The organism is Amycolatopsis rubida, assembly GCF_900115345.1.
GTDB classification, from domain to species: Bacteria; Actinomycetota; Actinomycetes; order Mycobacteriales; family Pseudonocardiaceae; genus Amycolatopsis; species Amycolatopsis rubida.
In genome coordinates this window covers 63,238-88,604 of record NZ_FOWC01000017.1, presented here as the reverse complement: position 1 = coordinate 88,604, position 25,367 = coordinate 63,238, and the positions used below count along the sequence as shown (strand labels likewise).

The window sequence follows — 25,367 nt, the reverse complement described above, 5'->3', positions numbered from 1 at the left end:
GCGGGACCCGGCGTGCGGGGGGTGCGCGGTGCTGAAGCTGTGGCGGGCGATCCGCCGGACCGGGCGGGTCGCCGAACCCGCCCCGTCGCGGCCGGAGCCGTTGCCGCGGGCGCGTGAGCTCGGCGGTTCGGTCCAGTTGCGGCACGTCGACGCGGGATCGTGCAACGGCTGCGAGATCGAAATCGGTTCGGCGTTCGGAGCGGTCTACGACGCCGAGCGGTACGGCGCGCGGCTGGTCGCCTCGCCGCGGCACGCGGACGGGCTGCTGGTCACCGGACCGGTCACCCGCAACATGGCGGAGCCCTTGAAACGCACGTACGAGGCCGTGCCCGAGCCGCGGACGGTCGTGGCGATCGGCGACTGCGCGCGGAACTGCGGCGTGTTCGCCGGCGCCTACGGTGTGACCGGCCCGGTGCGCGACGTCGTGCCGGTCGACCTCGAAGTGCCTGGCTGCCCGCCGCGGCCCGAGGCGATCGTCGAGGCGGTGCGAAAGCTGACGGGCCGGTGAACCTCGCGGCGGCAGGGCTCGGGACGGCGGTGGCGAGCGGAGCGGCGGCAGCGCTGATGAGCCTCGCGACGCCCGCCAGGGCCCGGACCCGGGTGTCCGGAATCGGCACGATGCTCGCGGGCGCGGCCGGGGTCGCGGCCGGCGGGGCGGCTCTCGCCGGGCAGACCGCGCACGCCAGTTTCCCGTGGCTGCTGCCGTTGTCCGGGTTCTCGCTCGAACTGGACCGGATGGGCGGCTTGTTCACCGCCGTCACCGGTGCGGTGGCGATCGCGGCGGGGCTGTACGGCATCGGCTACGCGCGAAACGGGCTGCGCGCTCGCACGGTGCAGGCGGTGCAGCCGCTGTTCGTGGTGGCGATGCTGCTCGTGCCGGCGGCGGCCTCGGTCGGCACCTTCCTCGTGTGCTGGGAGCTGATGGCGGTCTCGTCGCTGGTGCTGCTGCTGGCCGAGCACCGGCTGCGGCCCGCGGTCGCGTCGGCGGGCCGGTGGTACGCGGTCATGACGCACCTCGGGTTCGTGACTGTCCTCATCGGACTGCTCTGGTTCGCCGCGCTCGCGGGCGGCGACAGTTTCGCGGTACTGCGCAACGCTTCTCCGCCGCCGGCCGCGGCGAGTGCGATCTTCCTGCTCGTACTGGCCGGATTCGGTTCTAAGGCCGGGATCGTGCCGCTGCACGCCTGGCTGCCGCGCGCGCATCCGGAGGCGCCGAGCCACGTGTCCGCGCTGATGTCGGCGGCGATGGTCAACCTCGGCGCGTACGGCGTGCTCCGCGTCGGGTTCGACCTCCTCGGCGGTGGTTCCCGCTGGTGGTGGGTCGTCGTGCTCGCGCTGGGGGCGGGCTCCGCGGTGTACGGCATCCTCCAGGCGGCGATGGCGTCGGATCTCAAGCGGCTGCTGGGGTATTCGACCACCGAGAACCTCGGGCTGGTCTTCGCCGGGATCGGGGCGGCCGGGCTGCTCGCGGCCTCCGGCTCCCGGGCCGCGGCCGGGCTGGCGCTGGCCGCCGCGTTGCTGCACACGGCGGGACACGCCGCGTTCAAGACGCTGTTGTTCCTCGCCGCCGGATCGGTGGTCCACGCGACCGGCACCGGCGACCTCGACGCGCTCGGCGGCCTGCGCACCCGGATGCCGTGGACCACCGGCCTGTTCGGGCTCGGCGCGCTGGCCGCCTCGGCGTTGCCGCCCGGCACGGCCTTCGTGTCGGAATGGCTGCTGCTGCAGGCTTTGGTGCACGGTCTCCCGGCGTCCGGTGTGGTCGCCGCGGTCGCGATACCGCTCACGATGGCCGCTGTCGCGCTCACCGCGGGCCTTGCGGTGGCGACATTCGTCAAGGCGTTCGGCATCGGCTTCCTCGCGAAACCGCGTGGCGCCGACGCGGCGCGAGCGCACGAAAGCCCGACGACGATGCTCGCCGGCATGGGCCTCGCGGCGGTGGCTTGCGTGGTGCCGGCGCTGGTTCCCACGCTGGTGCTGCCCGCGGTCGGCGCGGCTGCGGGCTTCGGCGACCCGGCTGAGCGCGATCTGCTCACCGTGCGGCTGAACGGTGTCTCGGGCGTGGTTTCCCCGTTGCTGATCACCGGCGGCCTGCTCGGCGGCGCGCTGCTGGTGGTCGCGGCGGTGCGGCTGCTCGCGTCGGGCCGGGCGCGCCGGGAAGCGCGGCTCTGGGACTGCGGCGGCGGTCCCGCGACGGCTAGGGCGGAGTACACCGCGACATCGTTCGCCGAACCGCTGCAACGGGTTTTCGACAATGTGGTGCGCCCGGAGACCGATGTGGACGTCGGTCACTACGACGAAGCGCGCTACCTCGTGCGCCAGGTCGCCTACCGCCGGGAGGTGCCGGACCGGATCGAACGGATCCTGTACCGGCCGGTCCTCGCCGCGGCCGCGACGTGGGGCCGCGCCGGGCGGCGGCTGGCCACCGGCAGCGTCCACCGGTACCTCGGCTACGGCTTCTCCGCGGTGGTTCTCGCGCTGATCCTGCTGGCGGTGACGCGATGACCGGGTTCGCCGCCGCCGGGGCGGTCGTGCAGACGGTGCTCGTGGTCGCCGGGGCTCCGATCCTGACCGGCCTGATGCGGCAGGTCCGGGCCCGGCTGGAAGGACGCGTCGGCCCCGGAGTGCGCCAGCCGTGGCGTGATCTCCGGAAACTGCTGCGGCGCAAGGAATCCCTCACGCCGCGGGGTACCGGCCAGGTCTTCCGGGCCGCGCCGGTCCTGCTGATGGCGACGACGCTGCTCGTCGCGTTCGCGGCCCCGTTCGTCACCACGGCGTCGGCGCTGCCGCCGGTGGCCGACCTCTTCGCGGTGGTCGCGCTGCTGGCGCTCGGCACGGTCGCGCTCGTGCTCGCCGGGCTCGACACCGGCACCGCGTTCGGCGGGATGGGCGCGAGCCGGGAGATCACCGTCATCGCGCTGGTCGAGCCGACGCTGCTGGTCGCGATCCTGGCGCTGTCCGCGCGGGCGGGCAGCACCGACCTCGCCGCGATCGTTTCGTCCACAGCGGAGGACCCGGCGCGGGCCGGGTCGCCGGTCAGCCTGCTGGCCGCGGTCGCGCTGGCGATCGCGACGGTCGCGGAGACCGGGCGGCTGCCGGTGGACAACCCGGCCACGCACCTTGAGCTGACCATGGTGCACGAGGCGATGGTGCTGGAGTACGCCGGACCGGACCTCGCGCTGGTCGAACTGGCGTCCTCGATGCGGCTGGCGGTGTTCCTCGGCCTCCTGGCCACCCTGTTCCTGCCGTGGGGGATCGCGACCGGGCCGTCGCTGCCCGCGCTGCTCGCCGGGGCCGCGGCGTTCGCGGTGAAGGTCGGCCTGCTGGGCGCGGTGCTCGCGGCGGCCGAGGTGTTCTTCGCGAAGCTGCGGCTGTTCCGGGTTCCGGAGCTGCTGGCGGGCTCGTTCCTGCTCGCGCTGCTGGCGGTGGCGGCGTCTTTCGGCCTGCCGGGAGGGGCGTCGTGACTGAGCTGCTTTACCTGGTGTGCGGACTGTTTCTGCTGACGGCGGTGCTGGTGTTGTGGCGGCGGGAGCTTCCGGTTCTCGTGCGGGTGCTCGCGGCACAGGGCTGCGCGCTGGCCGGGATGGCGGCGGTGCTCGCCGGCTCGGTGCAGGCGGGGCTGACCGCGGCGGGACTGCTGGTCCTGCGGGCCGGTGTGCTGCCGTGGCTGGTGCGGCGGATGACCGCGCGGCAGGGCTTGGACCGGCGAGAGACGCGTCCGGTCGTGAACGTGACGGCTTCCTTGCTGTCCGCCGCCTTGCTGGCGCTCGTCGCGTACGCCGTGTCGCGGCCGCTGGTCGAACTCGATCCTTCCCCGGCGTCGGCGGCCGCGCCGGTGGGCCTGACCGTGGTCCTGATCGGCTTCTTCGTGCTGGTGACCCGGCGGCGGGCGGTGTCCCAGCTCGTCGGGTTCCTGGTGCTGGACAACGGGATCACCGCGACCGGCCTGCTGCTCGGCGCGGATCCGGGGCTGCTCGTGGAGATCGGGGTGTCGCTGGACGTGCTGCTGGCGGTCCTCGTGCTGCAGATCCTCTCCGGGCGGATGCGGCAGCTGTTCGGCGGCACGGACCTCGGCGAGCTGCGGGAGTTGCGCGACTGATGGCGATCCTGGTCGTAGTGGTGCTCGCGGTGCCCGCGGTGACGGCACTGGGGTTCCTGGCGCCCGCGTGGCGGCGCGGCATGGTGTGGGCGGGAGCGGCGAGCGCCGCCGCGAGTCTCGCCGTGGCGATCGCGCTGGCCGTCGCGGTGGTGCGAGGCGGACCGGTCACCGCGCTGGGCGGGCTGGTGCGGGCCGACGCGTTGTCAGCGTTCCTGCTGGTGGTGATCAGCGCGGTCGCGGTTCCGGCGACACTGGCGACACCGGGGCATTTCGCGGCGGAACGCGCCGCGGGCCGCGCGACCGCGCGCACGGCGGCGAGGCACGGCCTGTTGGTCCACCTGTTCCTCGCCGCGATGACGCTCGCGGTTCTCGCCGCCAACCTCGGCCTGCTGTGGGTGTCGGTCGAAGCGACCACGGTCGTGACCGCGTTCCTCGTCGGGCAGAGCCGGACCAGGACCGCGGTCGAGGCGGCGTGGAAGTACGTGGTGATCTGCTCGGCCGGGCTCGCGCTGGCGCTGCTGGGCACGCTGTTGCTCGGGTACGCGGCCGGGCACGCAGGGGGCAGCCTCGACCTGGCCGGCCTGGCCGCGGGGGCGGACGGTCTCGACAGCGGCGTCACCCGGATCGCGGTCACCCTGCTGGTGCTCGGCTTCGGCGCGAAGGCGGGGCTGGCTCCGCTGCACGCCTGGTTGCCGGACGCGCACTCCCAAGCGCCCGCGCCGGTGTCGGCGTTGATGTCCGGGGTGCTGCTCGCCGTCGCGTTCTACGCGGTGCTGCGGGTGAAGGTGGTTTCCGACGCCGCGCTCGGCACCGGGTTCGCTCGCGGGCTGCTGGTCGTGATGGCGCTCGCCTCGCTCTTCGTGGCGGCGACTTTGCTGCTCGCGCAACGGGATTACAAGCGGATGCTGGCCTATTCCAGCATCGAGCACCTCGGGCTGGTGTCGTTCGGTGCGGCGGTCGGCGGCCCGGTGGCGACAGCGGCGGTGCTGGTGCACGTGCTCGGCCACGGCCTGGTCAAGGCGGTGCTGTTCCTGGGCGCGGGCCGGGTCGCGCAGGGGACCGGCACGAGCCGGATCGACCGGGTGCGCGGGCTGGCCGCACGCGGCCCGGTGCTCGCCGGCTCTCTCGGCGCCGGAGTGCTGGCGCTGGCGGGGATGCCGCCGTTCAGCCTGTTCGCGAGCGAACTGGGGCTCGCCCGCGCCGGTTTCGCCGGAGGCCTCGGCTGGGCGACCGCGCTCGTCCTGGTCCTGGTGCTGGTGGTCGCGGCCGCGCTGGCCGGGCACACGACGCGGATGCTGCTGGGCGAACCGCCCGGCGGTCCCGGCGCGGCGCGCGCTCCGGTGACGGTGCCGCGGGCGACGCGGGTCGCGCTGGCGGTTCCGCTCGTGGCAGCGGCGGTGCTCGGGTTGTGGACTGGCCCGCTGGAGTCGTTGCTGCACGCGGCGGCGGCTTCGGCCGGGGGAGGCGGCTGGTGAACGTTCGGGAAGCGACTCCGGAAGAGCTGCCCGCCGCGGCGGAATCGTTGCTGGCGGAGGGGTTCCGCGTCGCGCTCGTGTCCGGGCACGACGACGGCGACCGGTTGCGCGCGGTCTATGTTTTCCTGGCCGAGGGCGACCGCCGGGCCGAAGTGCGCGTGCGGCTCCCGGCATCCGATCCCCGGCTGCCGAGCCTGGCCCGGTTGTCGTTCCCGGCCGGCCGGTTCGAGCGCGAGATGCACGACCTGTTCGGGATCACGGCGGAGAACCACCCGTTGCCGCGTCGGCTGGTCCGGCATTTCCACTGGCCGCGCGGCTGGTATCCGATGCGGGCCGGGGCCGGTGCGCCGCCCGCGTTCGGCGAGGTCGCCGGGCCGTATCCGTTCCGCTCGGTGGAGGGGGCGGGCGTCTCGGAGATCCCGGTCGGCCCGGTGCACGCCGGGATGATCGAGCCGGGGCACTTCCGGTTTTCCGTGTCGGGCGAGACGATCCTGAACCTCAAGGCCCGGCTCTGGTTCGTCCACAAAGGACTGGAAGCGCTGTTCCCCGGCCGGGAACCGGAAGCCGGGATCGAGCTGGCCGAACGGATCAGCGGCGACACCGCGGTCGGGCACGCGCTGGCCTATTGCCTCGCCGTCGAGGACGCGCTGGGGCTGGCGGTGCCCGCGGACGCCGCGCGGGTCAGGGCAGTCCTGCTGGAGCTGGAACGGATCCACAACCATGTGGCCGATCTCGGCGCGCTGTGCAACGACGTCGGGCACTCGGTGCTGAACTCGCACGCGCAGGCGGTGCGGGAGAAGCTGTTGCGGCACAACGAGGAAGTCACCGGGCACCGGCTGCTGCGCGGCGGCGTGCGGCTCGGCGGGGCCCGGCTGGCCCGGTTGCCGGACCCGGCGAGGGTGCGGGCACTGGCCGCCGAAGCCGGGGAGATCGCCGCGCTGGCGACGGAGCATTCCGTGGTCCGCGACCGGTTCGCGGGCACCGCGGTGCTTTCGCCGCGGCAGGCGGCCGACCTCGGGACGCTGGGGTACGTCGCGCGGGCCAGCGGACTCCGCCGCGACGCGCGCTACGAGCATCCGTTCCTGGACCTGGGCGAACCGGTGCGGCATACGCGGACCGACGGCGACGTCCTGGCCCGCTTCCTGGTGCGGGCCGAGGAAATCGGGCATTCGGCGATGCTCGTGGAACGGCTCACCGGGTCGCTGGGCAGCCGGTCGGAGACCAGGGAGCCGGCCGGTGCGGGATCCGGGGTCGGGGTGGCCGAGGGCTGGCGCGGCACGATCGTGCACCGCGTCGAACTGTCCGGCGGGGTGCTGACTCGGGTCAAGGCCGTCGACCCGAGCTTCTTCAACTGGCCCGCGCTTCCGGTGGCGCTCGTCGACACGATCGTGCCGGATTTCCCGCTCGTCAACAAGAGTTTCAACCTCTCCTACGCGGGCAACGACCTGTGAACCCCTCGACCGGAGGCAGTATGCCGAGTGAATTCGTACGGGAATTGAAACGGGGCATCGCGGCGGCGCGCCAGGCGCTGGAAACCGCGGGCGAGGACGAGGCGGACACCCACCGCGCCCGGCTGGCCGAACTGCGGGACATCGCGCGGGACAACGGAATCGACCTCGACGGCCCGGACGCGGGCGAGACCGGCCGGTGAACGGCGTGCGGGCCGGGCTGGCAGTGGTCGGGGACAGCGCTCCGGACGAGCGGGAGCCCTCGCTGCCGCTGCTGCGCGCCGACGCGCAGGCGATCCGGGAGCACACCGGGGTGCCCGCGTCGGCGTTCGCGGTGCGGTCGCGGAACGCGGGCGAGCTCTCGGTCGCGCTGCGGTCGTTGCCCGGCGAGGTCGAAGCGGTGTACTTGACCGGGACGGAACCGGCGAAAGCCCGTGCGGCGCAACGGGACCTCGCCGCGAGCGGCGGGATCCCGGTGATCACCGAGGAGGAGACCGCGGGCATCGCACTGGCGGCCGCGGTGCTGATCCGGTCGCACCGGCTGCAGGTGGCGCCGTTCGCCGCGAAAATCGTGGTGGCGGGCTCGGACACGATGCCGTTGCTGGTGCCGCTGCTGGTCGCGTCCGGGGTGGGGGAGGTCGTGGCCTGGCGGCGCGCCGACGCGGCCGGGTACCCGCTGGCCGAGGTAACGCGGAACGCGACCGTGGTGGTCGACGCGGCGGGGGAACTCGGCGGGCCGGCGCTGGCGAGACCGGATCGGAGCGCCTGCCTGCTGCCGCTGCCCGGACTGTTCGCGGCGCTGCGGCGCGGCCTGGTCGCGCGGCCGGTGAGCGATCCGCTGTACCAGCTGGACGTGCACCGGGCGTGCGCGCACGCGTTGACCACGCTCGCTCCGGTGGACCGGCTGCTGCCGGAACTGTCCGACCCGGACCTGGCGGTCCGGGTGCTGAACGCGATCGCGGAGGCGTTGCGGCCGCCGCGGAAACGTTAGACGGCGTCGTCGAGGCTGAGCCGGTCGGATTGCAGCTGCGGGGGCCGGTAGGGGTCGCCGTTGAGCGTGGTGCCGTCGAAGCCGATGTGACCGTCGAAGGCGGCGTTGTCGAAGGTGGTGTAGTTCGCGAAGCTCACTCGGTCGAACCAGGCTTCTTCTCCGAAGCGAACACTGTCGAAGTAAGCGCCCTGCGTCGTGGCCTCGTGTTCGAAGACCGGGGCGGCCACGAAGTCGGCGCTGCTGAACCTCGTGTTCCGGTCGAATTTCGTTCGGCTGAAGTAGACAACGCCCCGGAGGAGCGCGCGGTCGAACGATGCGTCCCGCTCAAACCGGGCGAACCGGCAGAGCGTGGTTCCTGCGAATTCGGTGTCCTCGAAATGGGCGTCTTGGCGAAAGACGGCGTGGTCGAAGCGGGTATTGCCGGTGAAGGTGGCCCCGAGGAACCAGGCGTCCTGCTCGAAGACAGCGTGGTCGAAGCTGGTCGTACCAGTGAAGGTGGCCTCGTGAAACCAGGCGTCGCCGACGAACTGGGCATCGGTGAAACAGGCGTTGTGGAGGGCAGCCCCGTTCAGCGTGAAATCGAACAGCACCGCACCGGAGAGGTCGAGCTCCACGTCGTTCCAGAACAGTTCCCGCGGAGCACCGGGAACGAGGTGCTGGACCAGCAGGCGCTGGGCGGTGAGCCGGACCTCGCGTTCCCGTCGCGGTTCCAGGTCGGCGCTGTCGGAGGGCAGGTCGTAGGGCATGCGCAGATAGGCGCTCAGCACGTTGGCGAGGGTCGGGCGCAACCGGGGGTTCTCCTGGGCGAGGCTGTCGAGCGCGTAGAGGCCGACCAGTCGTACCGGTGCCTGCTCGGCTCCGAGCTGCTCGACAGCCTTGAGGTAAAGCTCGTTGGTCCGCCGCTCGGCCGCGTCGCGGCGGATGTCGTCGTTCGCCTGTTCGCGCAAGCGCAATTCGGCGCGTTTGGTCGCGAGGTCGCGTTCGGCGGTCTGCTGACGGCGGGCGGCGAGCAGGAGGGCCAGCGCACCGCCGGTGCCGACCACGATCGTGCCCACGGTCCGGATGCCGTCCAGCCGGACGCGGTCCGCTTCGGTGCCGTGCCCGTACCGAGCGAAGAGAATCCAGCACGCGCCCGTCGCGATCACCGCGACCGCGACCGCGCAGAGCAGGATGGTCCGGCTGGAAAGGACGCCGTCGGTGCGGGAATCGTCCCGTTCGTTCGGGGCGGAGCCGGTCATTGCTCCATGATCAGCCCTCGGCCGGCGGAGGAAAGCGGCAATCGGGGTGGAACCCGATCCGCCGTACGGATGGTTCGCGAGACCCCGGGACGACTCAGCGGTCGTAATACGTAGTCGGACCCTCCGGCCACTGCCGCGTAGGCGGAGGCGGGGGAGGCGGCTGCTGCTCCGCCCGGCTGCTGCGCTTCCGCCGATGCAACGTCCGGGCGCTGGCCGCCATGCTGCTCACCAGCGAGGCGATCACCAGCCCGATCACCAGATTGATCGCCGCCGTGGCGATCTTCGCTTCCATCCCCACCGTCAGGGTGAGCGGCAGGACCACCGCGATGGCCGTCACCAGGACCATGATCCAGCCGAAGAACTGCCCCGGCGCCGGGGTCGCCACGCTCAGCAGGTGCATCAGGCCGGTCGCCAGCAGCGCGACGGCCGCGGCGGAGACGGCGTACGTCGGCGTGCTCGCCTTGCCCCACAGGCCGTCGCCCTTCGGGGCCAGGACGGGCACGTCGAAGATGCCTCGCGCGATCAGCAGGCCCACTACCGCCACGAGGGCCGCGACCACCGCCGTGGCCACGCCGCCTGCCCACAATCTTGCCGCGTCGATGCCGGGCCGGGGGTTCTCCCCGTAGTCGCCGGGGTAGTGCTGCGCCATCGGTGGTCCCTCCGTCGCAAAACCGGTCGCTGCCGATTGTCCCGCTAGTTCGGCCGCTCCGCCGGGTCGGCGGACTTCGCCAGCGAGCGCAGCCGGAACGACAGGACCACCAGGGTTACCCCGTAAATCACCGCGTAAATCCCGATCAGCAGCGCGACGCCGAACGCGCCCGCGATCGGGTGGAACAGCACGAGCACCCCGGCGATCACCGAAAGCGCGCCCGCCACGATCAGAAACGCCTCGCCGGTGATCTGCTTGCGCAGCCGGACCGCGGCGACGATCTCCATGATCCCGGTGACCACCGCCCACGCCCCGACGAGCGTCGCCAGCACCAGCACGGTCACCCCGGGCCAGACGAGCGTCATGATCCCGGCGACCAGGCCCAGCACGCCGAGCAGCGCGTAGGCGATCCGGTGCGCGCCGTCGCCCGGGCGGAACGCCTGCATGATCGCGCCGACCGCGTCGATCAGCACGTAGATCCCGAACAGGAAAGCCAGCGCCAGCACGGTGATCCCCGGCCACACCAGCGCGAGCACGCCGAACAGGACGCCCAGGATCCCGCGCGTGAGCACGAGCGGCCACGCGCGCCGCGGGTCGAGCACCGCGAAGCCGAGGACGGGCGGAATGGGCGTGGACATCGAGTGCCTCCCGGAGGTGTCGTGCTGACCTGGCGAAACGGTAGCCGGACCCGGACGGCGGCGCCGGGACCTCACCCGATCGAGGGCGCTACCAAGCGACGGTCAATCCGGCGAGCCGCCACGTCCCGGGGTCGGGTACCCGCTTCGCCTCGAGGACACGCAATCCGGGGAACCGGTCCAGCACCGCGGTCAGCGCCACCTCCGCCTGCACCCTCGCGAACGACGCGCCGAGGCAGAAATGCGGCCCGTGCGCGAAACCGAGGTGTGCGCCCGCCGAGCGGCGGACGTCGAAGCGGTCCGGATCGGCGAAGACGCGCGGGTCCCGGTTCGCCGCGGCGATCGACGCGGTGACCGGCTCGCCCCGGCGGATCCGCACGCCGTGCGATTCCAGGTCTTCGGTCGCCCGCCGGGGAATCGTCAGCAGCTGCGAGCCGCACCAGCGCAGCAATTCCTCGACCGCGCCCGGCCACAGTTCCGGTTCCCTGCGCAGCAGTGCGAGCTGATCCGGGTGCGACAGCAGGGTTTCCACCGAATTGGCGATGAAGTTCGCCGGGGTCTGCCCGGCCAGCACGAGCTGCCAGACCAGCGCGACGGCTTCCGTTTCGGTCAGCCCCGCACTCGTGAGATGCGCGAGCATCGCGCTGTCCGGATGCGCGACCAGCGTCCGCGAACTGTCGACGATCCCGGGCACGGCGGCGGCGAACTCGTCGCCGGACACCTGCACGACCGCGGCGCCGTATTCGTGCCAGCGCGGCCGTTCGGCTTCCGGGACGCCGACCAGGGCGCAGATGACCTCCATCGGCAGCGGCCGGGCGAACTCGGCCAGCAGGTCGACCGGGCCTTCCGCGGGCAGCGCGGCCAGGTAGCGGGCGACGATCTTCTCGATCTCGGGGCGGAAATCCAGCGCTCGACGGGCGGCGAACGCGGGCGTGGCGAGGCGGCGCAGCCGGGTGTGTCCGGCCCCTTCCATTTCCTGCATGGTCCGCAGGTAAGGACGGCAGTGCTCGGGCACGTCCGGACGCTGATAACTGGCCTCGCTCAAGGCGAATCGCTGGTCAGTGAGCATCGCGCGGGCCTCGGCGTGCCGGGTCAGGACCCACATCGGCGGGAAGCCGGGACCGGTCAGCTTCGCCAGCGGGCCCTGCTCCCGCGCGGCTCCGTAGGCGGTGAACGGGTCGCTCGTGACGGCCGGATCGGTCAGGTCGAGTTCGGGAACGGGGGACACGGCGGACCTCCAGATGTTCAGTTCAGATGATCTCATCATATGAATGGTGGCGGTATCTTGGCAAGCAAGCGGACCGGGAGGACTCACGATGGCGCGGCTGACCAGGGCGCAGACGCAGGAGCGCAACCGGGCGAAAGTGCTGGCCGCCGCTCGCGAGGAGTTCACCGAGCGCGGGTTCCGCGACGCCAAGATCGACGTGATCGCCGAGCGCGCCGAGCTGACCCGCGGCGCGGTCTACTCCAACTTCCCCGGCAAACGCGCGCTCTACTTCGCCGTGCTCGCCGCCGAGGCGGAACGGTTCGCCGCCCAGCCGCCTGAGCCGGATCCCGGCCTGACACCCGCCGAGGCGCTTGGTGCGTTCGCCCGCGCGTGGGTCGCGCGGCTGCCGCTGGCCACCGATCCGGACGCGCGCCTCGGCGTCGACCTGCTGCCGGAAATCCTCGCCGACGAACTCACCCATCGCCCGTACGCGCAGTTGCTGCGGTTCGACGCGATCGTGCTCGGCCTGGTGCTGGAGCGGCTGTCGCCGTCGTCCGGACGGTCGGTGCGGGTGGCGGAAGCGGCGCTGACGATGCTGCACGGGGCGAGTCAGCTCGCCGCCGCGGCACCCGGGTTCGGGGAGCCGTTCAACGTCGTGCGCGCGTGCGAAGCGTTGCCTGCGCTGGAACTCGCCGACACCTGGCCGGAGCCGCCGATCGTGCCGCAAGCGCAAGCAGCCGGGGAAACCTGGTCTCCGCCGGAGGTTTTCGACGCCCTGCGAGAGCGCCCGGTCCGGATCGACGGCGACGGAGTGGTCGCGGTGATCGGGCTGCACCGGCTGTCCGCAGTGGAAGAAGCCTTGCGCGCGGCCAAGGACGTCACGCTCGTCGTGGTGACGGGTCAGCCGGGGGAACTGGTGCCGTTGACCAATCTGGTGCTGGCGGATCTGCGCGGCTTGCTGAAGCGGTCCTGTCCGGGATCGGCGTGGCCGGACGTGCGCGTGATCGTGGACGAGACCGGCGCGGTGGCCGCCGCGGCCGGGGTTTCGGCGGTCAGCGACGCGACCGAGACCGCGATCCGGGTCCACAATGGACACGTCCTGCTGCGAGCCGAAGGCTTCGGCGCCTGCCACGCGGCCGCGACGAGCGCCGTGCGCGCGGGATAAGGCCCCGCGGAATCCGCCGCCGGGTCGCTCAAACCCTTCCGACGTCGGTGGACAGGGCCGGCGCCGCGGCAGATAGTGGAGCGAAGATCGGCCGAAGGGAGCGGCGATGGCCGAGATCGCTCCGATGGACCGGCACTTGCGCGGCCTGCTGCGGCACGGCACGTTCGCGCAGGTCCTCGACCACGCACTGAACATCCGGGGGCTGAGTCTCGAACAGGTCCGGCAGCGGCTCGCCGGGCGCGGTGTGCGGGTCAGCCGGGCGGCGCTGAGCTATTGGCGGCACGGGCGCAGCCGTCCGGAACGGGCCGAATCGCTGCGCGCGGTGCGGGCCCTGGAGGCGGTGCTCGGCCTGCCGCCGGAATCGCTGGTCGCGCTGCTCGGCCCGCCCCGGCCGCGGGGAAGGGGAGCGGCGGCGGAACCGGAGGCCATCGACCGCAACCGGCTGTGGCCGGGCCACCGGCCGTTGCTGGCGGAGCTGGACCTGCCGCCGGACAACCTGGTGCGCCGCCTCGACGTGCACGAGCACCTGCGGGTGGACGAGCACCGGCGGCTGACCCGGGTGCACACCCGGCTGGTCGTGGAGGCCACCGCCGACCGGGTCGACCGGTGCGTGGTGTTCCTGTGGGCCGAACGGTCCGCCCCGGCACTGCCCGCGGAGGTCCGGTACTGCCGTCCCGGCCGGGTCCGGGTCGACCCGGAAGCCGGGGCGACGGTCTGCGAACTGCTGCTCGACCAGCGGCTCGCGACGGGCGAGCGCAGCGTGATCGAGTACACCGCGCTCTACCCGCCCGGCCCGGAGCTGACCTTCTACCACCACCGGTTCACCCGCCCGGTGCGGCAATACCTGCTGCAGGCGGAGTTCGCCGGGGCCCCGCCCGCCACCTGCGTGCCGTTCCGCCAGAACAGCGTGCTGGCGCCGCGGCGCCCCGGTCCTCCGCTGTGGATCGGGGCCTCCCGGACCGCGCATCTGGTGCTGACCGACGTCCGGCCGGGCATCGCGGGCCTGGCCTGGGAATGGGCTTGACCGGCGGTCCCCGGGAACCGCCGGCCAGCCCCTCCGCACCCGGTCAGCGGGCCAATGCCGGGAATTTCAAGCCGCGTGGCCGCGTCCGAAAGGACTTGAGCGTCGCCGAAAGGTCCGCTCGACGGCTGCACGGATCGCGAACGCCGTTCCCGTCAGGTCCTTCGGGTCGGCTCGACCGCGCCGGAAGAGCCGACCCTGAGGTCCTGGCATCGGGTCAGTAGACGAACCAGGAGACCTGCGCCTTCCCTGTCGTGCCCCCGGTGTCGGCGGCGGTGATCGTCGAATTCAGCAGGCCCGAGGTGGTCTGCGGGTTTCCGGAGACCACGCCGGTGGCGCGGTCGATGGACAGCCCCGAAGGCAGGCCGGCGGCGCTCCAGGAGTAGCTGCCGGTGCCGCCGGAGGCGCGCATCGCCAGGTGCACCGGCGAACCGTGCGGCACCGCCTGGAAGCCCGGGTCGGCCACGGTGACCGGACCGGACGAGCCGCCCTGCACGGTGAGCGTGAACGTGGTGTCGTGGCTCGCCGTGGCGTTCTTGCCGGTGATCGTCACCTGGTAGGTCCCCTGCGGGGTCGAGGCGCTGGTGGCGATCGTCAGCTTCGCCGAACCGCCCGCGTCGACCGACGCCGGATCGAACGTCGCGCTCGCCCCGGAAGGCAATCCGCCGGCTGACAACGCGATGTCGCCGCCGGACGGAGGCGTGGTGCCGATCTGCTGGTTGGCCCAGTCGCCCATCGAACCCCACAGCTTGCCGTGCGCGTTGTAGGACGCGCAGTCGGTGCGCAGCCAGGAGAAGACGCCGTAGACCTTGCCGTTGTAGTAGTACTGGCCGCCGGAGTCGCCTTGGCACAGGCCCTTGCTGCCGTCGCCGTAGCCGTCGCAGAACATGTACTGCGGTTTGAACACCGACGAGTCGATCGTAGCGCAGTTCGAACCGTCCACTGTGGGCAGTACGACCTCGCGCAGCAAGGTGTTCTTGCTGGCGTCGTTGGCGTCGGTCTTGCCGTAGCCGATGGCCGTGCCCTGGGTGCCCAGCGGCAGGTCGTCGGCCGAGGAGGCGATCTTCGGGTAGGTCATGCCCGCCGGAACGGGGATGTCGGTCTTGGTGAAGATGATCGCGACGTCGTTGCCGTTGCGCCAGCCCTGGTCGCTCTGCGGGCTGTAGTCCGGGTGGATCCGGAACTCCGCGATCTCGATCCGGGCGCCCTTGCTCGTGTCGTTCAGGTTGTCCCGCCCGTAGATCAGGTACTTCGGATCGCCGTCGGCGAACTTGCAGTGCGCCGCGATCAGCACCGCCCGTTTGGCGACCACGGTGCCGGTGCAGGACTGCTCCTGCGGGCGCACCCCGCCGGTGCGGTGCTCGGAAATGATGAACGGGTACTTGGCGACGGTGGTCGTCTGCCCGTTGATCACGCTCGGGTTCGCCGACGGAGCGGCACCGTTCACCGCGGTCGCCGAAACGGTCGTCGTGGCGGATTGCCCGGCGTTGACCGACGCCGAAGCCGGGTTGACGCTGAGGGAGAAGTCGCCTTGGCCGGAACCGTTGACCGTCAAAGTGACTGGGGTCGTGTGCGTGGCGTCAGCGGCCTTTCCGGTCACCGTCACGGTGCTTTGCCCCGGCGAGGCCGAGGACGACGCCGCGAGCGTGAGGGTGGACGTGCCGCCCGCAGTGACCGAGGACGGGTCGAAGGTCGCCGTGACACCGGCCGGGAGCCCGCTCGCCGACAACGCGACGCTCTGCGCGCTGCCCTTGACGACCTTGGTGGTGATCTTCGCGGTCGCCGACTTGCCCGGGTCCACGCTGAGCGAGGCCGGGTCCGCGGCGAGGGAGAAGTCGTTGGCCGCGGGCGGTGTCGCGCCGTTGATCAGCGGGTCCGCCAGGTTGTCGCCCTGCATGGAACCCCAGCCGGTGCACAGGTCGTAGCCGGTGCCCGCGTCGTAGGTGCCGTTGTTGCCGGAGACGACGTCGTGGAAAGCCGAGGAGTACTGCGAGGACTGGGCGATCGAGTACACCGTCGGGTTGATCGCGCCGAGGTTGCTCTTGCCCGCGCCCTTCGCCTTCTGGTTGACCATCGCGAGATAGCCGGCCCACAGCGGGGAGGACAGGCTCGTCCCGCCGACGTCCTGCCAGCCGCCGTTCATGTACACCGAAAGCGCGCCGGCCCCGTAGTCGGCGTCGAGCGCGACGTCGGGCACCGAACGGTACTTGCTGGTGCCCGGCTGCCAATCCGGCTTGCCGTAGACCGCCGAGTATCCGCCGCCGGAGCGGGTGTTGCCGGTGCCGCCCTGGTTCCAGCACGACTCCGACTGGTAAGTGCCCGCGCTGTCGCTCGTCCGCAACTGCGTGCCGCCGACGCCGGTGAACAGCGGGTCGCTGGCCGGGTAGTCCGCCTGCACGGTGGAGTTGTCGCCGTTGTACCCGCAGCCGGTGGCTCCCCAGTCTCCGGAGGCCGACAGCAGCGTGACGCCCTGGGCGACCATCTGGGAGTAGGAGTCGTGCGACGCGGCGATCGGGTCGGATTCGCACTTCTCGCCGAGCAGCCACGAGCCCGACAGGATCGTGATCGCGTTGTCGCTCGCGATTTTCGCCATCTCGTCGACCCAGGCTTTGTCGCTGTTGGGCGCTTCGTAGACGATCTGGCTCGCACCGGGCGCGGTGGCCGCGACCGCCTGGATGTCCAGCGTCACTTCGAGCTGCCCGCTGCCCGGCTGGGAAACCCCGCCGTCCACCGGCACCACCCGGGGCTTGACCGAGGGCTGTTTGAAGTAGTTCGTCCAGGCGTCGATGTCGGACTGCTTGAACGAGTCGAACTCGATCAAACCGACCGTCTGCCCGGATCCGTCGTAGGAACCGGAAAGCTGCTTCATGCTGTAGGCGGTGCGGAACTGGGCGGGGGTGTAGCCGCCGCCCGGGCCGCCGGGGCCCGCCGGGGAGGAGGCGCGGTGCGCGATCGGCCGGTTCGTCAGTCCGGTCACCGTGCGCACGATCTTCGCGACCGAGGACGGCACGCTCGGCGCGGATTCCCTGGCGTAGAAATGCGTTCCGGCCGAGTCTGCGTAGTCGCCGAGCCGGGTGCCGAACGCCGCCTCGACCTGCCCGACGGTGCCGACCGCGTCGACCACCTGGCGGTTGGCCGAGACGTCGGCGACCCGCAGGCCCTGCTTCTCCAGGTACGCCTTCGCGGCATCCACATCGGACTCTCGTGGTGCGTAGCGGGCCGCGTAGTCCGCGCTGGACAGGAAATGCCGGTAGTCCGGCGAACGCGGATCGCTGACCGAGGCGACGAACTGGGCGAGCCCGGTTTCGTCGTGCGGCCGCAGCGACAGCGCGATCGGGATCTCCCGGCCGGGGTCGGTGGCGCCGAGCCGCTGCGCGCCGGCCGGGGCGGAGCCGGTGGGCGCCAGCGGCGTCCGCGGCTCTTGGGCGGCAGCCGAGCCCGGTATCGCCAGGGCGGCGGTCAGGACGAGACCGGCTGCCGCGGCAGCCGGTCTCGCCCACAGGGAACGAGGGAGCACGATTCCTCCAAAGCGAAGCGGAGAAGAAACAGCCGGCCAAGGCTAGCCGCGGCGGCGGTCTCCGAATCGTGCTCGCTGAACGTTCGACGACGTTCGACCGTAATTCTGAACGAGGACGTTTTCGCTGTTCAGCGGTGGTGGCTTGAAACAGTTTTCCACAGAATGGCGGGCTGTTCACCGCGCCGGGAGAACGAAGCGGGAAAGGAGAACCGGCACGACCATCAGCGCGATGGCTGTCCAGGGCAGTGCGCCGGGCGCCGTGCCGAGCAGGACGCCGCCGATCAGCGCGCCCCCGGCCACGGCGCCGTTCCAGCTGGCGATGGTCAGCGACTGCGCGATGTCGGCACGGCGTCCGGCCAGGACCGCGGTGACCGCTTGGAACGACGTCGGCGCGCCGCCGAAAGCCAAGCCCCACAACGCACACGCGGCGAGCAGCAGCACCGGTTCGCGGCCGCCGAAGACCAGTATCCCGAAACAGGCGGCGGTGACCGCGGCGCAGCACGTGAGCACGACGCGGGGATGCCGGTCGAGGGCGAGCCCGACCAGCCACAACCCGGCCACCGTCGCGGTGCCGAAGAGCAACAGCCCGGCGCTCAACAGCGCGAGATGCCCGCGACCAGCGTAGAACGGCCCGAGATAGGTGTAGAACATGTTGTGCGCCAAGGAAAACGCGATCACCAGCAGGAACAACGGGCGGAGCCCCGGCGTGCGCACCACGGCGCGGAGGCTCGACCGGGTGCCCGGTTCCTCGCCGGGCAGCGGCGGAACCACCGCCACGATCCACCACAGCAGCGGCACCGCGACGAGGGCCATCCCGGCGAACACCCAGCGCCAGCCGACGAGCTCGCCGAGGGCGGCGCCGGCCGGAACGCCGAGCGCGAACCCGATCGGGGTGCCCGCCATCGCGACGGCGAGCGCGCGGCCGGACCGTTCCGCGGGCACGAGCCGCATGGCGTAGTTCGCCACGAGGGACCACAGAATCCCGGTGAGCGCTCCCGAAGCCACTCGCGCCGCGAGCACCAGCGCGAACCATGGCGACAGCGCGATCGCCAGGTTGGTCGCCACGAACCCGGCGACCAGCAGGAGCAGGAGTTTCCGGCGGGGCATCCGGGCCGACGCCGCGGTCAGCGGAAGCGCGGTGAGGGCGGTGGTGATCGCGTACACCGTCACCAGCTGCCCCGCGGCGGCCGGGGACACCCCGAGGTCGGCCGCGGCCGGGAGCAGGATCCCGGCCGGGACGATCTCGGTCAGGCAGCCGAGGAACACCGAGGCGGCCAGAGCCAGCAGGGCGGGCAGGGGGAGAGCAGTGCGGCCGGGCGGCGCGGTGACGTCCATGGCGGGGTCCTTGGGGGCGTGGCGGTCGGCCGCGTGGGTTGTGGGGAGTTGGGGCCGGGGTTTTGGCGGCTGTGCGGGCTGTTCGCTGTGGGCGCGGTGTTCCGGGGGTGCGGTCGGGTGCTGGGCGGTGGCGGTCGGCCGCGTGGGTTGTGCGGTGTGGGGAGCTGGGGCCGGGAGGGTTTGGCGGCCGTGCGGGCTGTGGGCCGTGAGCGCGGTGTTGTGGGGCGCAGTCGGGTGCTGGGGCGGTGGTGCCCGGCCGCGCCGGCTGTGCGCTGTGGGCGGGGGCGCGGCCGGGTGCTGGGGCAGTGGCACCCGGCCGCGCGCGGTTACGTCGTGTGCAGCAGCAGGTTGTGCGATCCCTCGCCAGGATCGACGACCTTGTCCTTCGTGGCCGCGTCGGTCATGCCCTTGAGCACCTGGTCCGGCGTGGCGTCCGGATGCGCGGACAGGAACATCGCGGCCACCCCGGCCGCTTCCGCGGAAGCGATCGACGTCCCGGACACCACGCTGGACGCGCAGTCGCCGGTGTTGCCCGCCGTCGGAATGTCCTTGCCTGGCGCGTAAAGGTCCACGCAGCTGCCGAAGTTCGACGACGGCACCCGGTGGTCGGCCTGGTCGGTGGCGCCCACGGTGATCCCGGTGGTCTGCCGGGCGGGCGTGATGTCGCAGGCGTTCACACCGGCGCCGCCGGAGCCGTTGCCCGCGGCTGTGGTGTAGGAGAGACCGTTCTGGGTCATCTTGTAGAGCTGGATGTCGAGGACCGTGCCGCTGGGACCGGCGAAGCTGAGGTTCAGCAGGGCGGGGCGCTGCGCGTTGAGGTTCACCCAGTCCAAAGCGGACAGAATCTCCTCGGACGTGCCCTTGCCGTCGCAGCCGAGGGTGCGCACGGACTCGACCGAAGCCTCTTTCGCGACGCCGTAGTGGCGGCCCGCGATGGCGGCCGCGACCTGGGTGCCGTGGCCGTTGCAGTCCGTTCCGCTCTGGTCCTGGCCGGGATCGACCGCGTCGTACGCGGCGTGTGCGCGTCCGCCGAAGTCGTGGTGGCTGGTGCGCACCCCGGTGTCGAGCACGTACACGTGCACATTGGCCGCGGTGTTGGGGTAGGTGTAGCTGCCGTCGAGCGGGAGGTCCGCCTGGTCGATCCGGTCCTGTCCCCACGAAGGCGGGTTCTCCTGGGTTCCGGCCGCGGTGTAGACCTGGTTGTCCCCGATCGTGGTGACCGAGGGGTCGGTCAGGTACTTGTCGTGCTGTTCCCGGGTCAGCGAAAGGGAAAACGCCTGCGAGACCGAGTAGTAGACCCGGCGCAGCGTGCCGCCGTACTTGGCGATCAGCGCGTTCGCGGCGGCGGTGACCTTGTCCTTGTCCTGGTCCATCGGCTTGAGCCGCACGATGTACACCGCGGTGTCGGCCGGCGAAGCGGAGGCCGCCACCGGCAGCACGCTGGCGGCGGCGGTGAGCAGCGCCGCCAGCACGACGGCTTTCGGGGTGCGTTTCATGGTGGTCCCTTCGGGGAGCCTCCGCCGGGATCCCGGGGAATCCCGGCGGAGGCGGGAGCGGTCAGAGGTTGTTCAGCCAGGTGCGCAGGTCGTTCGGGCCGCTGCCCTCGTCGAACCCGACCACCCGGCTGCCCTTCTCCTGGCCGCTGGAGACGTCGATCAGCGTCGGGATGTACTCGATGCCGTACTTGTCGGCGATCTCCTTGTTCTGGCCCTGCTCGCTCAGGTCCACCTTCGCCCAGATCCACTTGCCGTTGTCGGCGGCGTGGTACTTCTCCAGGTAGGGGGCCATCTTCTGACAGGGGCCGCACCAGCTGGCGTAGAAGTCCAGCACGACCGGCTTGGTCTTGGACATCTCCATCACCTGGTCGTAGTTGGCCGAGGTCACGTCGATGACGGTCTCGTCCTGCGGGGCCACCGAGGCGGAGGCCGCCGGGGCGGGGGCCTGCGCGGCGATCGCCGGCGTGGCCGCCGCTCCGCCGAGCACGCCCGCGGTCATCGCCGCGACGGCCGCGAACATCCGGATTCTCGTTCCCATGTTCTCTCCTCTATTCGGGGTGGTTGACCGGCACCGGCGCCGGACGCGCCGGGGCTTCGGGGGCGGGGCCGGTTTCGGTGGGATGGCCTGCCTCGACCCAGTCTTCGATTCCTTCGCGGTACTTGCGGACGTCGGCGTAGCCGAGTTCGAGCAGCCGGGCGCCGACGAATTCGCTGTTGCGGCAAGGGGTGTTGGCGCAGTAGACGACGATCGCCGCGGTTTTGTCCGGGACCACCCGAGGGGCGTGCTCGTCGGTGAACCGCGCGGCCTGCTCGTAGGGGAAGCCCGGGATGTTGCGGGCGCCGGGAAGGTGTTCGCGGGCGTAGTAGTCGACCGGCATGGTGTCGACGACGATCACCGTGCCCTCGTCCATCGCGGTTTTCAGCTCTTCGCGGCCGATCAGCGGCAGCATGCCGGTTCCTCCCGGGTTCCGGCGGCGGGCCAGCAGGCCCGCCGCGAGGTGACTGACGAACGCCACGACCACCGAGTTGATCGTGGGAATCCCGAAGTCGAAGACGACCGCGAAAGCCGTCCCGAGCGCCCAGCTGACCAGCGCGGCCTGCTCCCAGTCGCGGCCGGCGACCGCCTGCCCGCGGCGCACGGCGTCGAGAACGGGACGGCACCGGCGGAGCACGAAGTACTCCGCGATGAGCACCCCGGCGACCGGCGGGGCGAGCACGCCGACCGCGGTCAGGAATCCGGCGAAGTCGTCGGCGATCCCGAGCGCGGAGGCCGCCGTGCCGATCACCCCGAGCACCAGTACCACGCGCACCCGGCTGACCTTCCGGTCGAACAGCACGTCCACGACGTTGACCAGGCCGAGCGAGGAGGAGTACAGGTTCCAGTCGTTGATCTTGAGGATCGCGGTGGCCAGCACCAGGGTGCCGAGCAGCCCCGAGGAGGAGGTGACGATGCCGACGACGTCCGAGGTCGCGGCGGCGTGCGCGAGCAGCACGCCGATCAGCCCGATCAGGTACTCGCCGAGCGTCACGCTGAGCACGGTCTGCTTGACGACGTCGCCGCGGGTGCGGTTGAACCGTGTCATGTCCGGGGTCATCAGCGCGCCGAGGATGAAGGCCCCGGACACCAGCGTGGTCGCCGCGCCGAGCGACAGCGGCGGTCCCGGCGGGGGAGCGGAAATCAACGCCGCCAGCGAGTGCGTGTGCAGCGCGTCGAGCACCGAATACCCGGCCAGCACCAGGAAAGCGGGCACCGTCAGGTACGCGGTCCAGGCCATCAGGCGGAAGCCGTAGACGGTGATCACGGTGATCGCCAGCCCGCCGACCAGCGCCCAGCCCCATTCCGGCACCGCGCCGCCGAGGGCGTGCATCCCGTGCGCGAACACCCCGTTCTGCACGCCGAACCAGCCCGCGAGGCTGATCGCCACCAGCAGGCCGACCAGCGCCGAACCCTTCCGGCCGAATCCGGCCCAGCGGGCCAGCACCGAGGTGGACAGTCCTTCGCGCACCCCGGCGATGCCGAGCAGCACGGTGATGACCTCCAGCAGCACCGAGCCGATCGTGATGGCCAGCACCGCGTTCCAGAACGTCATGCCGTAGCCCAGCAGCGCGCCGACGATGAACTGCTGGAACGAGGACACCTGCCCGAACCGCTGCACCGCGACCGAGGGCCAGGACCGGCGGGCGGCGTCCGGGACGCGGGTCAGCGAATAGTCGTCGTGGCGCTCGCTCATCGCCCGGTCGCTTCCAGCGCGGCTTCGGCGACGACCAGGAAACCCTGGCCCGGCTCGGGCCGGAACGCGAATTCCCGGTCGAAGAACTTCTCGAGAAACGGCACCCGCTGGTGGTAGACGAACATCGACCGCGGATTTCCGGTGATCAGCCCGGAACCGGCGAACAACGGGAGTTCGGCGAGGAAGTAGCGCACGGCGAGCCGCAGCGCCCGCTCGTCCGGCACGTTTCCGGTCCGGCCCTGCAGCACCCAGGTGGAAGCGCCGTAGCAGGCGGAGCGGAATGCGCTGTCGGTTTCGAAGCGGTTTTCCGCTTCGGCCAGCAATCGCCGGTAGGACGGCAGCTCGCGCAGCCGGGCCATGCCGAGGATCCGGCTCTCCGGGTCGGGCACGTCCAGCGCGCGCAGCGCGGCGGCGATCTTGTTGTGCACGTGGCAGGACTGCCGGTGCGCCTTCTGTTTCGCCCTGGCCGGCGGGTATCCGAGCGCTTCGAGCGTGTAGGCGGTGACCTCGTCCGGGACGAAGAAGCAGAACTCGGCGAAGTGCTCCGCGGTCCACGCGGCGAGCCGGATCAGCCGTTCCGCGGTGAAATAGCCGTTGAACGGGCTCACTCCGACACAGGCGTGCCGGACGTCCGGATACAGGCGGGCGCAGCCGGAAGACAGCGGAGTCGCGTCGAACATGGAAATCCTCCACCTTTTCTCGTCTCGATTCCGCGTTTCTCCCGGCGGGGCGGGACTGGTGCGGCTCACTGTGCCGGGATCCGGGCGGCGCGGGTAATGCCTGCCGGTTATGCCGTCGCGGACCGCGCCGCGCCGTGCGATGCGGAGGTCCGTGCGGTTCCCCTCACGGACTTCCGCGGGAGTGAAGCCATGTCCCCGTTCGGAAAGAGGATTTCCTACTTTGGTCGGGCGATTGCCACACTTTCGCCGGTGCACTCGCCCCGGCGGGCCTCATATCGTGAACTTTCGTGGAGTTGGAACTCAAGCATTTGCGCCACCTCCGAGCGATCGCCAATGCGGGCAGCCTCAACCGCGCGGCCACCGAACTGGTGCTGCCGCAGCCCGCCCTCAGCCGCGAACTGCGCAGGATCGAGGAACTGCTCGGCCGGGCGCTGTTCGAACGCGCCCGCGCCGGGGTGCGGCCCACGCCGTTCGGGCAGCTGATCCTCGACTACGCGGACGGGATCCTCGCGCGCACCGCCCGGATCGGACCGGCCCTCGCACAGCACCGCGCCCAGCGCGACAGCGCGCTGCGGGTCGGCTGGTCGGAAACCGTCCTGTCCGGTCCGTTGCTCCGCGCGCTGGAGACGACCGGGCTCGGCGACCGGGCGGAGATCCGGACCGCCGAGTCGACCGCGGAGATGCTCGGGTGGTTCGGCCGCGGCGAACTCGACCTCGCCGTCCTGTCCGAACAGTGCGAGGTGCCGCTCCCGGCGAACACCGGCCGGATCGACCTCGCCGAGGATCCGCTGCTGATGATGCTGCCGGACTGGCATCCGCTCGCCGCCCGGCACGAGGTGGACCTGGCCGAGCTGGAACACGAGCGGTGGATCTCCTCGACCGGGCCGGACCGCTGCCGCGAGTTCCTCGCCCGGGTGTGCGGCCCGTACGGCTTCGCCCCGGTGATCGCCCACTACGTGCCGGTCTCCGGCCCGCGCGACGAGATCGTCCGTTACCAGGGCGACGTGACGCTCGTGCAGGCCTCCCGCCCGCTCGCCCCGGGGGTGGTGCACCGGCCGGTCCCCGGTCTGCGGGAGCGGACCAGCCATTTCCTGCTGTACCGGGAGGACAGTCCGGTCGCCGCGCGGGCCGGCCTGCTGGCCGGGTTGATCCTCGACGCCTATCACGACGAAAAGGGCGGTTTCGACGGCCCGCGCGCGATTCCGGGGGAACTGCCGTGGCTGACCGCCCGGACCAGCTGATCCACACCGGGGCCGACCTCGAACTGCGGCAGCTGAAGCTGCTGGTCGCGGTCGCCGAGGCGGGCGGCGTCGGCGCCGCCGCGGCCGCGCTGGGAACGACTCCGGCCAAGCTCGCGCTGCGGATCCGACGGCTGGAACGGATGGTCGGCGCCGCGCTGCTGGCGGCGGAACCGGCCGGGAAGCTGTTCACCGAAACCGGCGAACTCCTGCTCGAACACGCCTCGGCGGTGGTGCCGCAGTTCGACCGGATGCTGACCGCCGCGCGCGCCGGACTGGAGCGCCCCGCCGCGCAGATCCGGATCGGCTCGGTGCCGACGCCCGTGCTGCCGCGGCTGATCCGCGAGGTGGGGCTGCGCAATCCGGACGCCGGGCTGGCGATCCGGACCGGCGAATCGGCCGCGGAGCTGGCCGAAGCGCTGCTTCGCGAGGAGCTGGACCTCGGCCTGCTGCGTCAGGACGCCGTGCGGGAACGCCCTCTCGAATGGGTCTCGGTAGCCACGGAACCGCTGGTGGTCGGCATTCCGCCCGGGCATCCGCTCGGCGTTCCGGACTCGCTCACCCCGGCCGCGCTGTCCGGCCGGCGCTGCGTTCTGCTCGACCAGACCGTGCAGCCCCGGACGCGTGCATTGCTCGCGGCCTTCGCCGACGCTGGTGCTGATCCGCGGCTTTGCTACGCCGACAGCGAATGGGCGGTGCTGTGCCTCGGTCACGGGGCCGGAATCCTGACCGTGACGGCCCCGCCGACCAGACCGATGCCGGACACCGCGTACCGGCCGCTGCATTGCGCGGCCACGAATTCGACTCTCGTGCTCGCCTGGGCGGACGACGGGCCGCTCGCCGGCTGCGTCCCCCGCGTCCGTGCGGCGATGACGCGCGCGCATGCCGAACACCTTCGCGCACTGGTCCAGTACCGTCGGTGAAGGACTCCTTGAGGGAATC

The 25,367-nt window shown here is 71.8% G+C and carries 22 protein-coding genes and 1 pseudogene; 12 read left to right on the top strand and 11 right to left on the bottom strand.

Translation table 11 applies throughout. From position 1 onward, the window contains the following. Positions 1–28: 28 nt before the first annotated feature. The 8 genes from BM362_RS39495 to BM362_RS39460 are packed head-to-tail and all read left to right on the top strand — an operon-like array spanning position 29 to position 8,013. Positions 29–508 (top strand): NADH-quinone oxidoreductase subunit B family protein, encoded by a 480-nt coding sequence (locus BM362_RS39495; RefSeq protein WP_198545458.1) that lies wholly within the window; start codon positions 29–31, stop codon positions 506–508. Further along, entirely contained in the window at positions 505–2,505 is a 2,001-nt protein-coding gene (locus BM362_RS39490) for a proton-conducting transporter transmembrane domain-containing protein (RefSeq protein WP_208865469.1), read from the top strand. The genes BM362_RS39495 and BM362_RS39490 overlap by 4 nt, the downstream gene beginning before the upstream one ends. Next, positions 2,502–3,464 carry a respiratory chain complex I subunit 1 family protein gene (locus BM362_RS39485; protein WP_093576617.1) on the top strand — a complete coding sequence of 321 codons (963 nt, stop codon included), beginning with the start codon at positions 2,502–2,504 and terminating at the stop codon, positions 3,462–3,464. Before BM362_RS39490 ends, BM362_RS39485 begins: the two co-directional genes overlap by 4 nt. Next, the gene (locus BM362_RS39480; RefSeq protein WP_067586812.1) at positions 3,461–4,099 is read left to right on the top strand and encodes a hypothetical protein; all 639 of its coding nucleotides are present in this window, start codon (positions 3,461–3,463) and stop codon (positions 4,097–4,099) included. Before BM362_RS39485 ends, BM362_RS39480 begins: the two co-directional genes overlap by 4 nt. Further along, the gene (locus tag BM362_RS39475; protein WP_093576616.1) at positions 4,099–5,574 is read left to right on the top strand and encodes a proton-conducting transporter transmembrane domain-containing protein; all 1,476 of its coding nucleotides are present in this window, start codon (positions 4,099–4,101) and stop codon (positions 5,572–5,574) included. Before BM362_RS39480 ends, BM362_RS39475 begins: the two co-directional genes overlap by 1 nt. Continuing rightward, entirely contained in the window at positions 5,571–7,025 is a 1,455-nt protein-coding gene (locus BM362_RS39470) for a hydrogenase large subunit (protein ID WP_093576615.1), read from the top strand. Before BM362_RS39475 ends, BM362_RS39470 begins: the two co-directional genes overlap by 4 nt. A gap of 20 nt (positions 7,026–7,045) precedes the next feature. Beyond that, positions 7,046–7,225 carry a hypothetical protein gene (locus BM362_RS39465; protein ID WP_067586818.1) on the top strand — a complete coding sequence of 60 codons (180 nt, stop codon included), beginning with the start codon at positions 7,046–7,048 and terminating at the stop codon, positions 7,223–7,225. Continuing rightward, on the top strand, positions 7,222–8,013 hold the full coding sequence (locus tag BM362_RS39460) for a hypothetical protein (RefSeq protein WP_093576614.1): 792 nt from the start codon (positions 7,222–7,224) through the stop codon (positions 8,011–8,013). Before BM362_RS39465 ends, BM362_RS39460 begins: the two co-directional genes overlap by 4 nt. Here BM362_RS39460 and BM362_RS39455 read toward each other — a convergent pair. From BM362_RS39455 to BM362_RS39440, 4 genes are all read right to left on the bottom strand, one after another. Beyond that, entirely contained in the window at positions 8,010–9,251 is a 1,242-nt protein-coding gene (locus tag BM362_RS39455; RefSeq protein WP_093576613.1) for a pentapeptide repeat-containing protein, read from the bottom strand. The two genes, BM362_RS39460 and BM362_RS39455, sit on opposite strands and share 4 nt — an antisense overlap. A gap of 94 nt (positions 9,252–9,345) precedes the next feature. Then, a complete protein-coding gene (locus BM362_RS39450; RefSeq protein WP_067586824.1) occupies positions 9,346–9,900 on the bottom strand; it encodes a DUF6069 family protein in 555 nt (184 codons plus the stop codon). A 44-nt stretch (positions 9,901–9,944) separates the two neighbouring features. Further along, positions 9,945–10,538 carry an HdeD family acid-resistance protein gene (locus BM362_RS39445; protein WP_067586827.1) on the bottom strand — a complete coding sequence of 198 codons (594 nt, stop codon included), beginning with the start codon at positions 10,536–10,538 and terminating at the stop codon, positions 9,945–9,947. 88 nt (positions 10,539–10,626) lie between these two features. Next, positions 10,627–11,799 carry a cytochrome P450 family protein gene (locus BM362_RS39440; protein WP_167545605.1) on the bottom strand — a complete coding sequence of 391 codons (1,173 nt, stop codon included), beginning with the start codon at positions 11,797–11,799 and terminating at the stop codon, positions 10,627–10,629. A 52-nt stretch (positions 11,800–11,851) separates the two neighbouring features. Here BM362_RS39440 and BM362_RS39435 point away from each other — a divergent pair, with 52 nt between their 5' ends. Both BM362_RS39435 and BM362_RS39430 read left to right on the top strand, forming a co-directional pair. Further along, positions 11,852–12,907 (top strand): TetR/AcrR family transcriptional regulator, encoded by a 1,056-nt coding sequence (locus BM362_RS39435; RefSeq protein WP_093576611.1) that lies wholly within the window; start codon positions 11,852–11,854, stop codon positions 12,905–12,907. A 106-nt stretch (positions 12,908–13,013) separates the two neighbouring features. Further along, positions 13,014–13,931 carry a transcriptional regulator gene (locus BM362_RS39430; RefSeq protein ID WP_067586833.1) on the top strand — a complete coding sequence of 306 codons (918 nt, stop codon included), beginning with the start codon at positions 13,014–13,016 and terminating at the stop codon, positions 13,929–13,931. A 214-nt stretch (positions 13,932–14,145) separates the two neighbouring features. Here BM362_RS39430 and BM362_RS39425 read toward each other — a convergent pair whose 3' ends face one another. The 7 genes and pseudogenes from BM362_RS39425 to BM362_RS39400 form a co-directional block, all read right to left on the bottom strand. Continuing rightward, positions 14,146–17,445: a protease pro-enzyme activation domain-containing protein gene (locus tag BM362_RS39425; protein ID WP_093576610.1), complete on the bottom strand. Its 3,300-nt coding sequence runs from the start codon at positions 17,443–17,445 to the stop codon at positions 14,146–14,148. Between the two features lie 174 nt (positions 17,446–17,619). Beyond that, entirely contained in the window at positions 17,620–18,780 is a 1,161-nt protein-coding gene (locus BM362_RS39420) for an MFS transporter (protein ID WP_093576609.1), read from the bottom strand. 326 nt (positions 18,781–19,106) lie between these two features. Next, complete coding sequence (locus BM362_RS39415) at positions 19,107–20,276, bottom strand: S8 family peptidase (protein WP_093576608.1); 1,170 nt, start codon at positions 20,274–20,276, stop codon at positions 19,107–19,109. Between the two features lie 61 nt (positions 20,277–20,337). Further along, entirely contained in the window at positions 20,338–20,814 is a 477-nt protein-coding gene (locus tag BM362_RS39410; protein WP_093576607.1) for a thioredoxin family protein, read from the bottom strand. Positions 20,815–20,824: 10 nt separating this feature from the next. Next, positions 20,825–21,226 (bottom strand): rhodanese-like domain-containing protein, encoded by a 402-nt coding sequence (locus BM362_RS49635; protein WP_232791810.1) that lies wholly within the window; start codon positions 21,224–21,226, stop codon positions 20,825–20,827. 147 nt (positions 21,227–21,373) lie between these two features. Beyond that, positions 21,374–22,366, bottom strand: a pseudogene (locus BM362_RS49630) (purine-cytosine permease family protein); the annotation flags it as partial. A 137-nt stretch (positions 22,367–22,503) separates the two neighbouring features. Further along, on the bottom strand, positions 22,504–23,187 hold the full coding sequence (locus BM362_RS39400) for a tRNA-dependent cyclodipeptide synthase (RefSeq protein WP_067586850.1): 684 nt from the start codon (positions 23,185–23,187) through the stop codon (positions 22,504–22,506). Positions 23,188–23,474: 287 nt separating this feature from the next. Between BM362_RS39400 and BM362_RS39395 the strand changes: the two genes are divergently transcribed. Together BM362_RS39395 and BM362_RS39390 are read left to right on the top strand one after the other, a co-directional pair. After that, positions 23,475–24,428: a LysR family transcriptional regulator gene (locus BM362_RS39395; RefSeq protein WP_067586852.1), complete on the top strand. Its 954-nt coding sequence runs from the start codon at positions 23,475–23,477 to the stop codon at positions 24,426–24,428. Beyond that, on the top strand, positions 24,404–25,348 hold the full coding sequence (locus BM362_RS39390) for a LysR substrate-binding domain-containing protein (RefSeq protein WP_093576606.1): 945 nt from the start codon (positions 24,404–24,406) through the stop codon (positions 25,346–25,348). The genes BM362_RS39395 and BM362_RS39390 overlap by 25 nt, the downstream gene beginning before the upstream one ends. Positions 25,349–25,367 lie beyond the last annotated feature (19 nt).

Coding starts and splice junctions, on each gene's coding strand:
- BM362_RS39450 (WP_067586824.1), bottom strand. CDS start 9,900: ATGGCGCAGCACTACCCCGGCGACTACGGGGAGAACCCCCGGCCCGGC.
- BM362_RS39420 (WP_093576609.1), bottom strand. CDS start 18,780: ATGGACGTCACCGCGCCGCCCGGCCGCACTGCTCTCCCCCTGCCCGCC.
- BM362_RS39400 (WP_067586850.1), bottom strand. CDS start 23,187: ATGTTCGACGCGACTCCGCTGTCTTCCGGCTGCGCCCGCCTGTATCCG.
- BM362_RS39435 (WP_093576611.1), top strand. CDS start 11,852: ATGGCGCGGCTGACCAGGGCGCAGACGCAGGAGCGCAACCGGGCGAAA.
- BM362_RS39475 (WP_093576616.1), top strand. CDS start 4,099: ATGGCGATCCTGGTCGTAGTGGTGCTCGCGGTGCCCGCGGTGACGGCA.
- BM362_RS39410 (WP_093576607.1), bottom strand. CDS start 20,814: ATGGGAACGAGAATCCGGATGTTCGCGGCCGTCGCGGCGATGACCGCG.
- BM362_RS39430 (WP_067586833.1), top strand. CDS start 13,014: ATGGCCGAGATCGCTCCGATGGACCGGCACTTGCGCGGCCTGCTGCGG.
- BM362_RS39455 (WP_093576613.1), bottom strand. CDS start 9,251: ATGACCGGCTCCGCCCCGAACGAACGGGACGATTCCCGCACCGACGGC.
- BM362_RS39445 (WP_067586827.1), bottom strand. CDS start 10,538: ATGTCCACGCCCATTCCGCCCGTCCTCGGCTTCGCGGTGCTCGACCCG.
- BM362_RS39415 (WP_093576608.1), bottom strand. CDS start 20,276: ATGAAACGCACCCCGAAAGCCGTCGTGCTGGCGGCGCTGCTCACCGCC.
- BM362_RS49635 (WP_232791810.1), bottom strand. CDS start 21,226: ATGCTGCCGCTGATCGGCCGCGAAGAGCTGAAAACCGCGATGGACGAG.
- BM362_RS39465 (WP_067586818.1), top strand. CDS start 7,046: ATGCCGAGTGAATTCGTACGGGAATTGAAACGGGGCATCGCGGCGGCG.
- BM362_RS39440 (WP_167545605.1), bottom strand. CDS start 11,799: ATGAGATCATCTGAACTGAACATCTGGAGGTCCGCCGTGTCCCCCGTT.
- BM362_RS39485 (WP_093576617.1), top strand. CDS start 2,502: ATGACCGGGTTCGCCGCCGCCGGGGCGGTCGTGCAGACGGTGCTCGTG.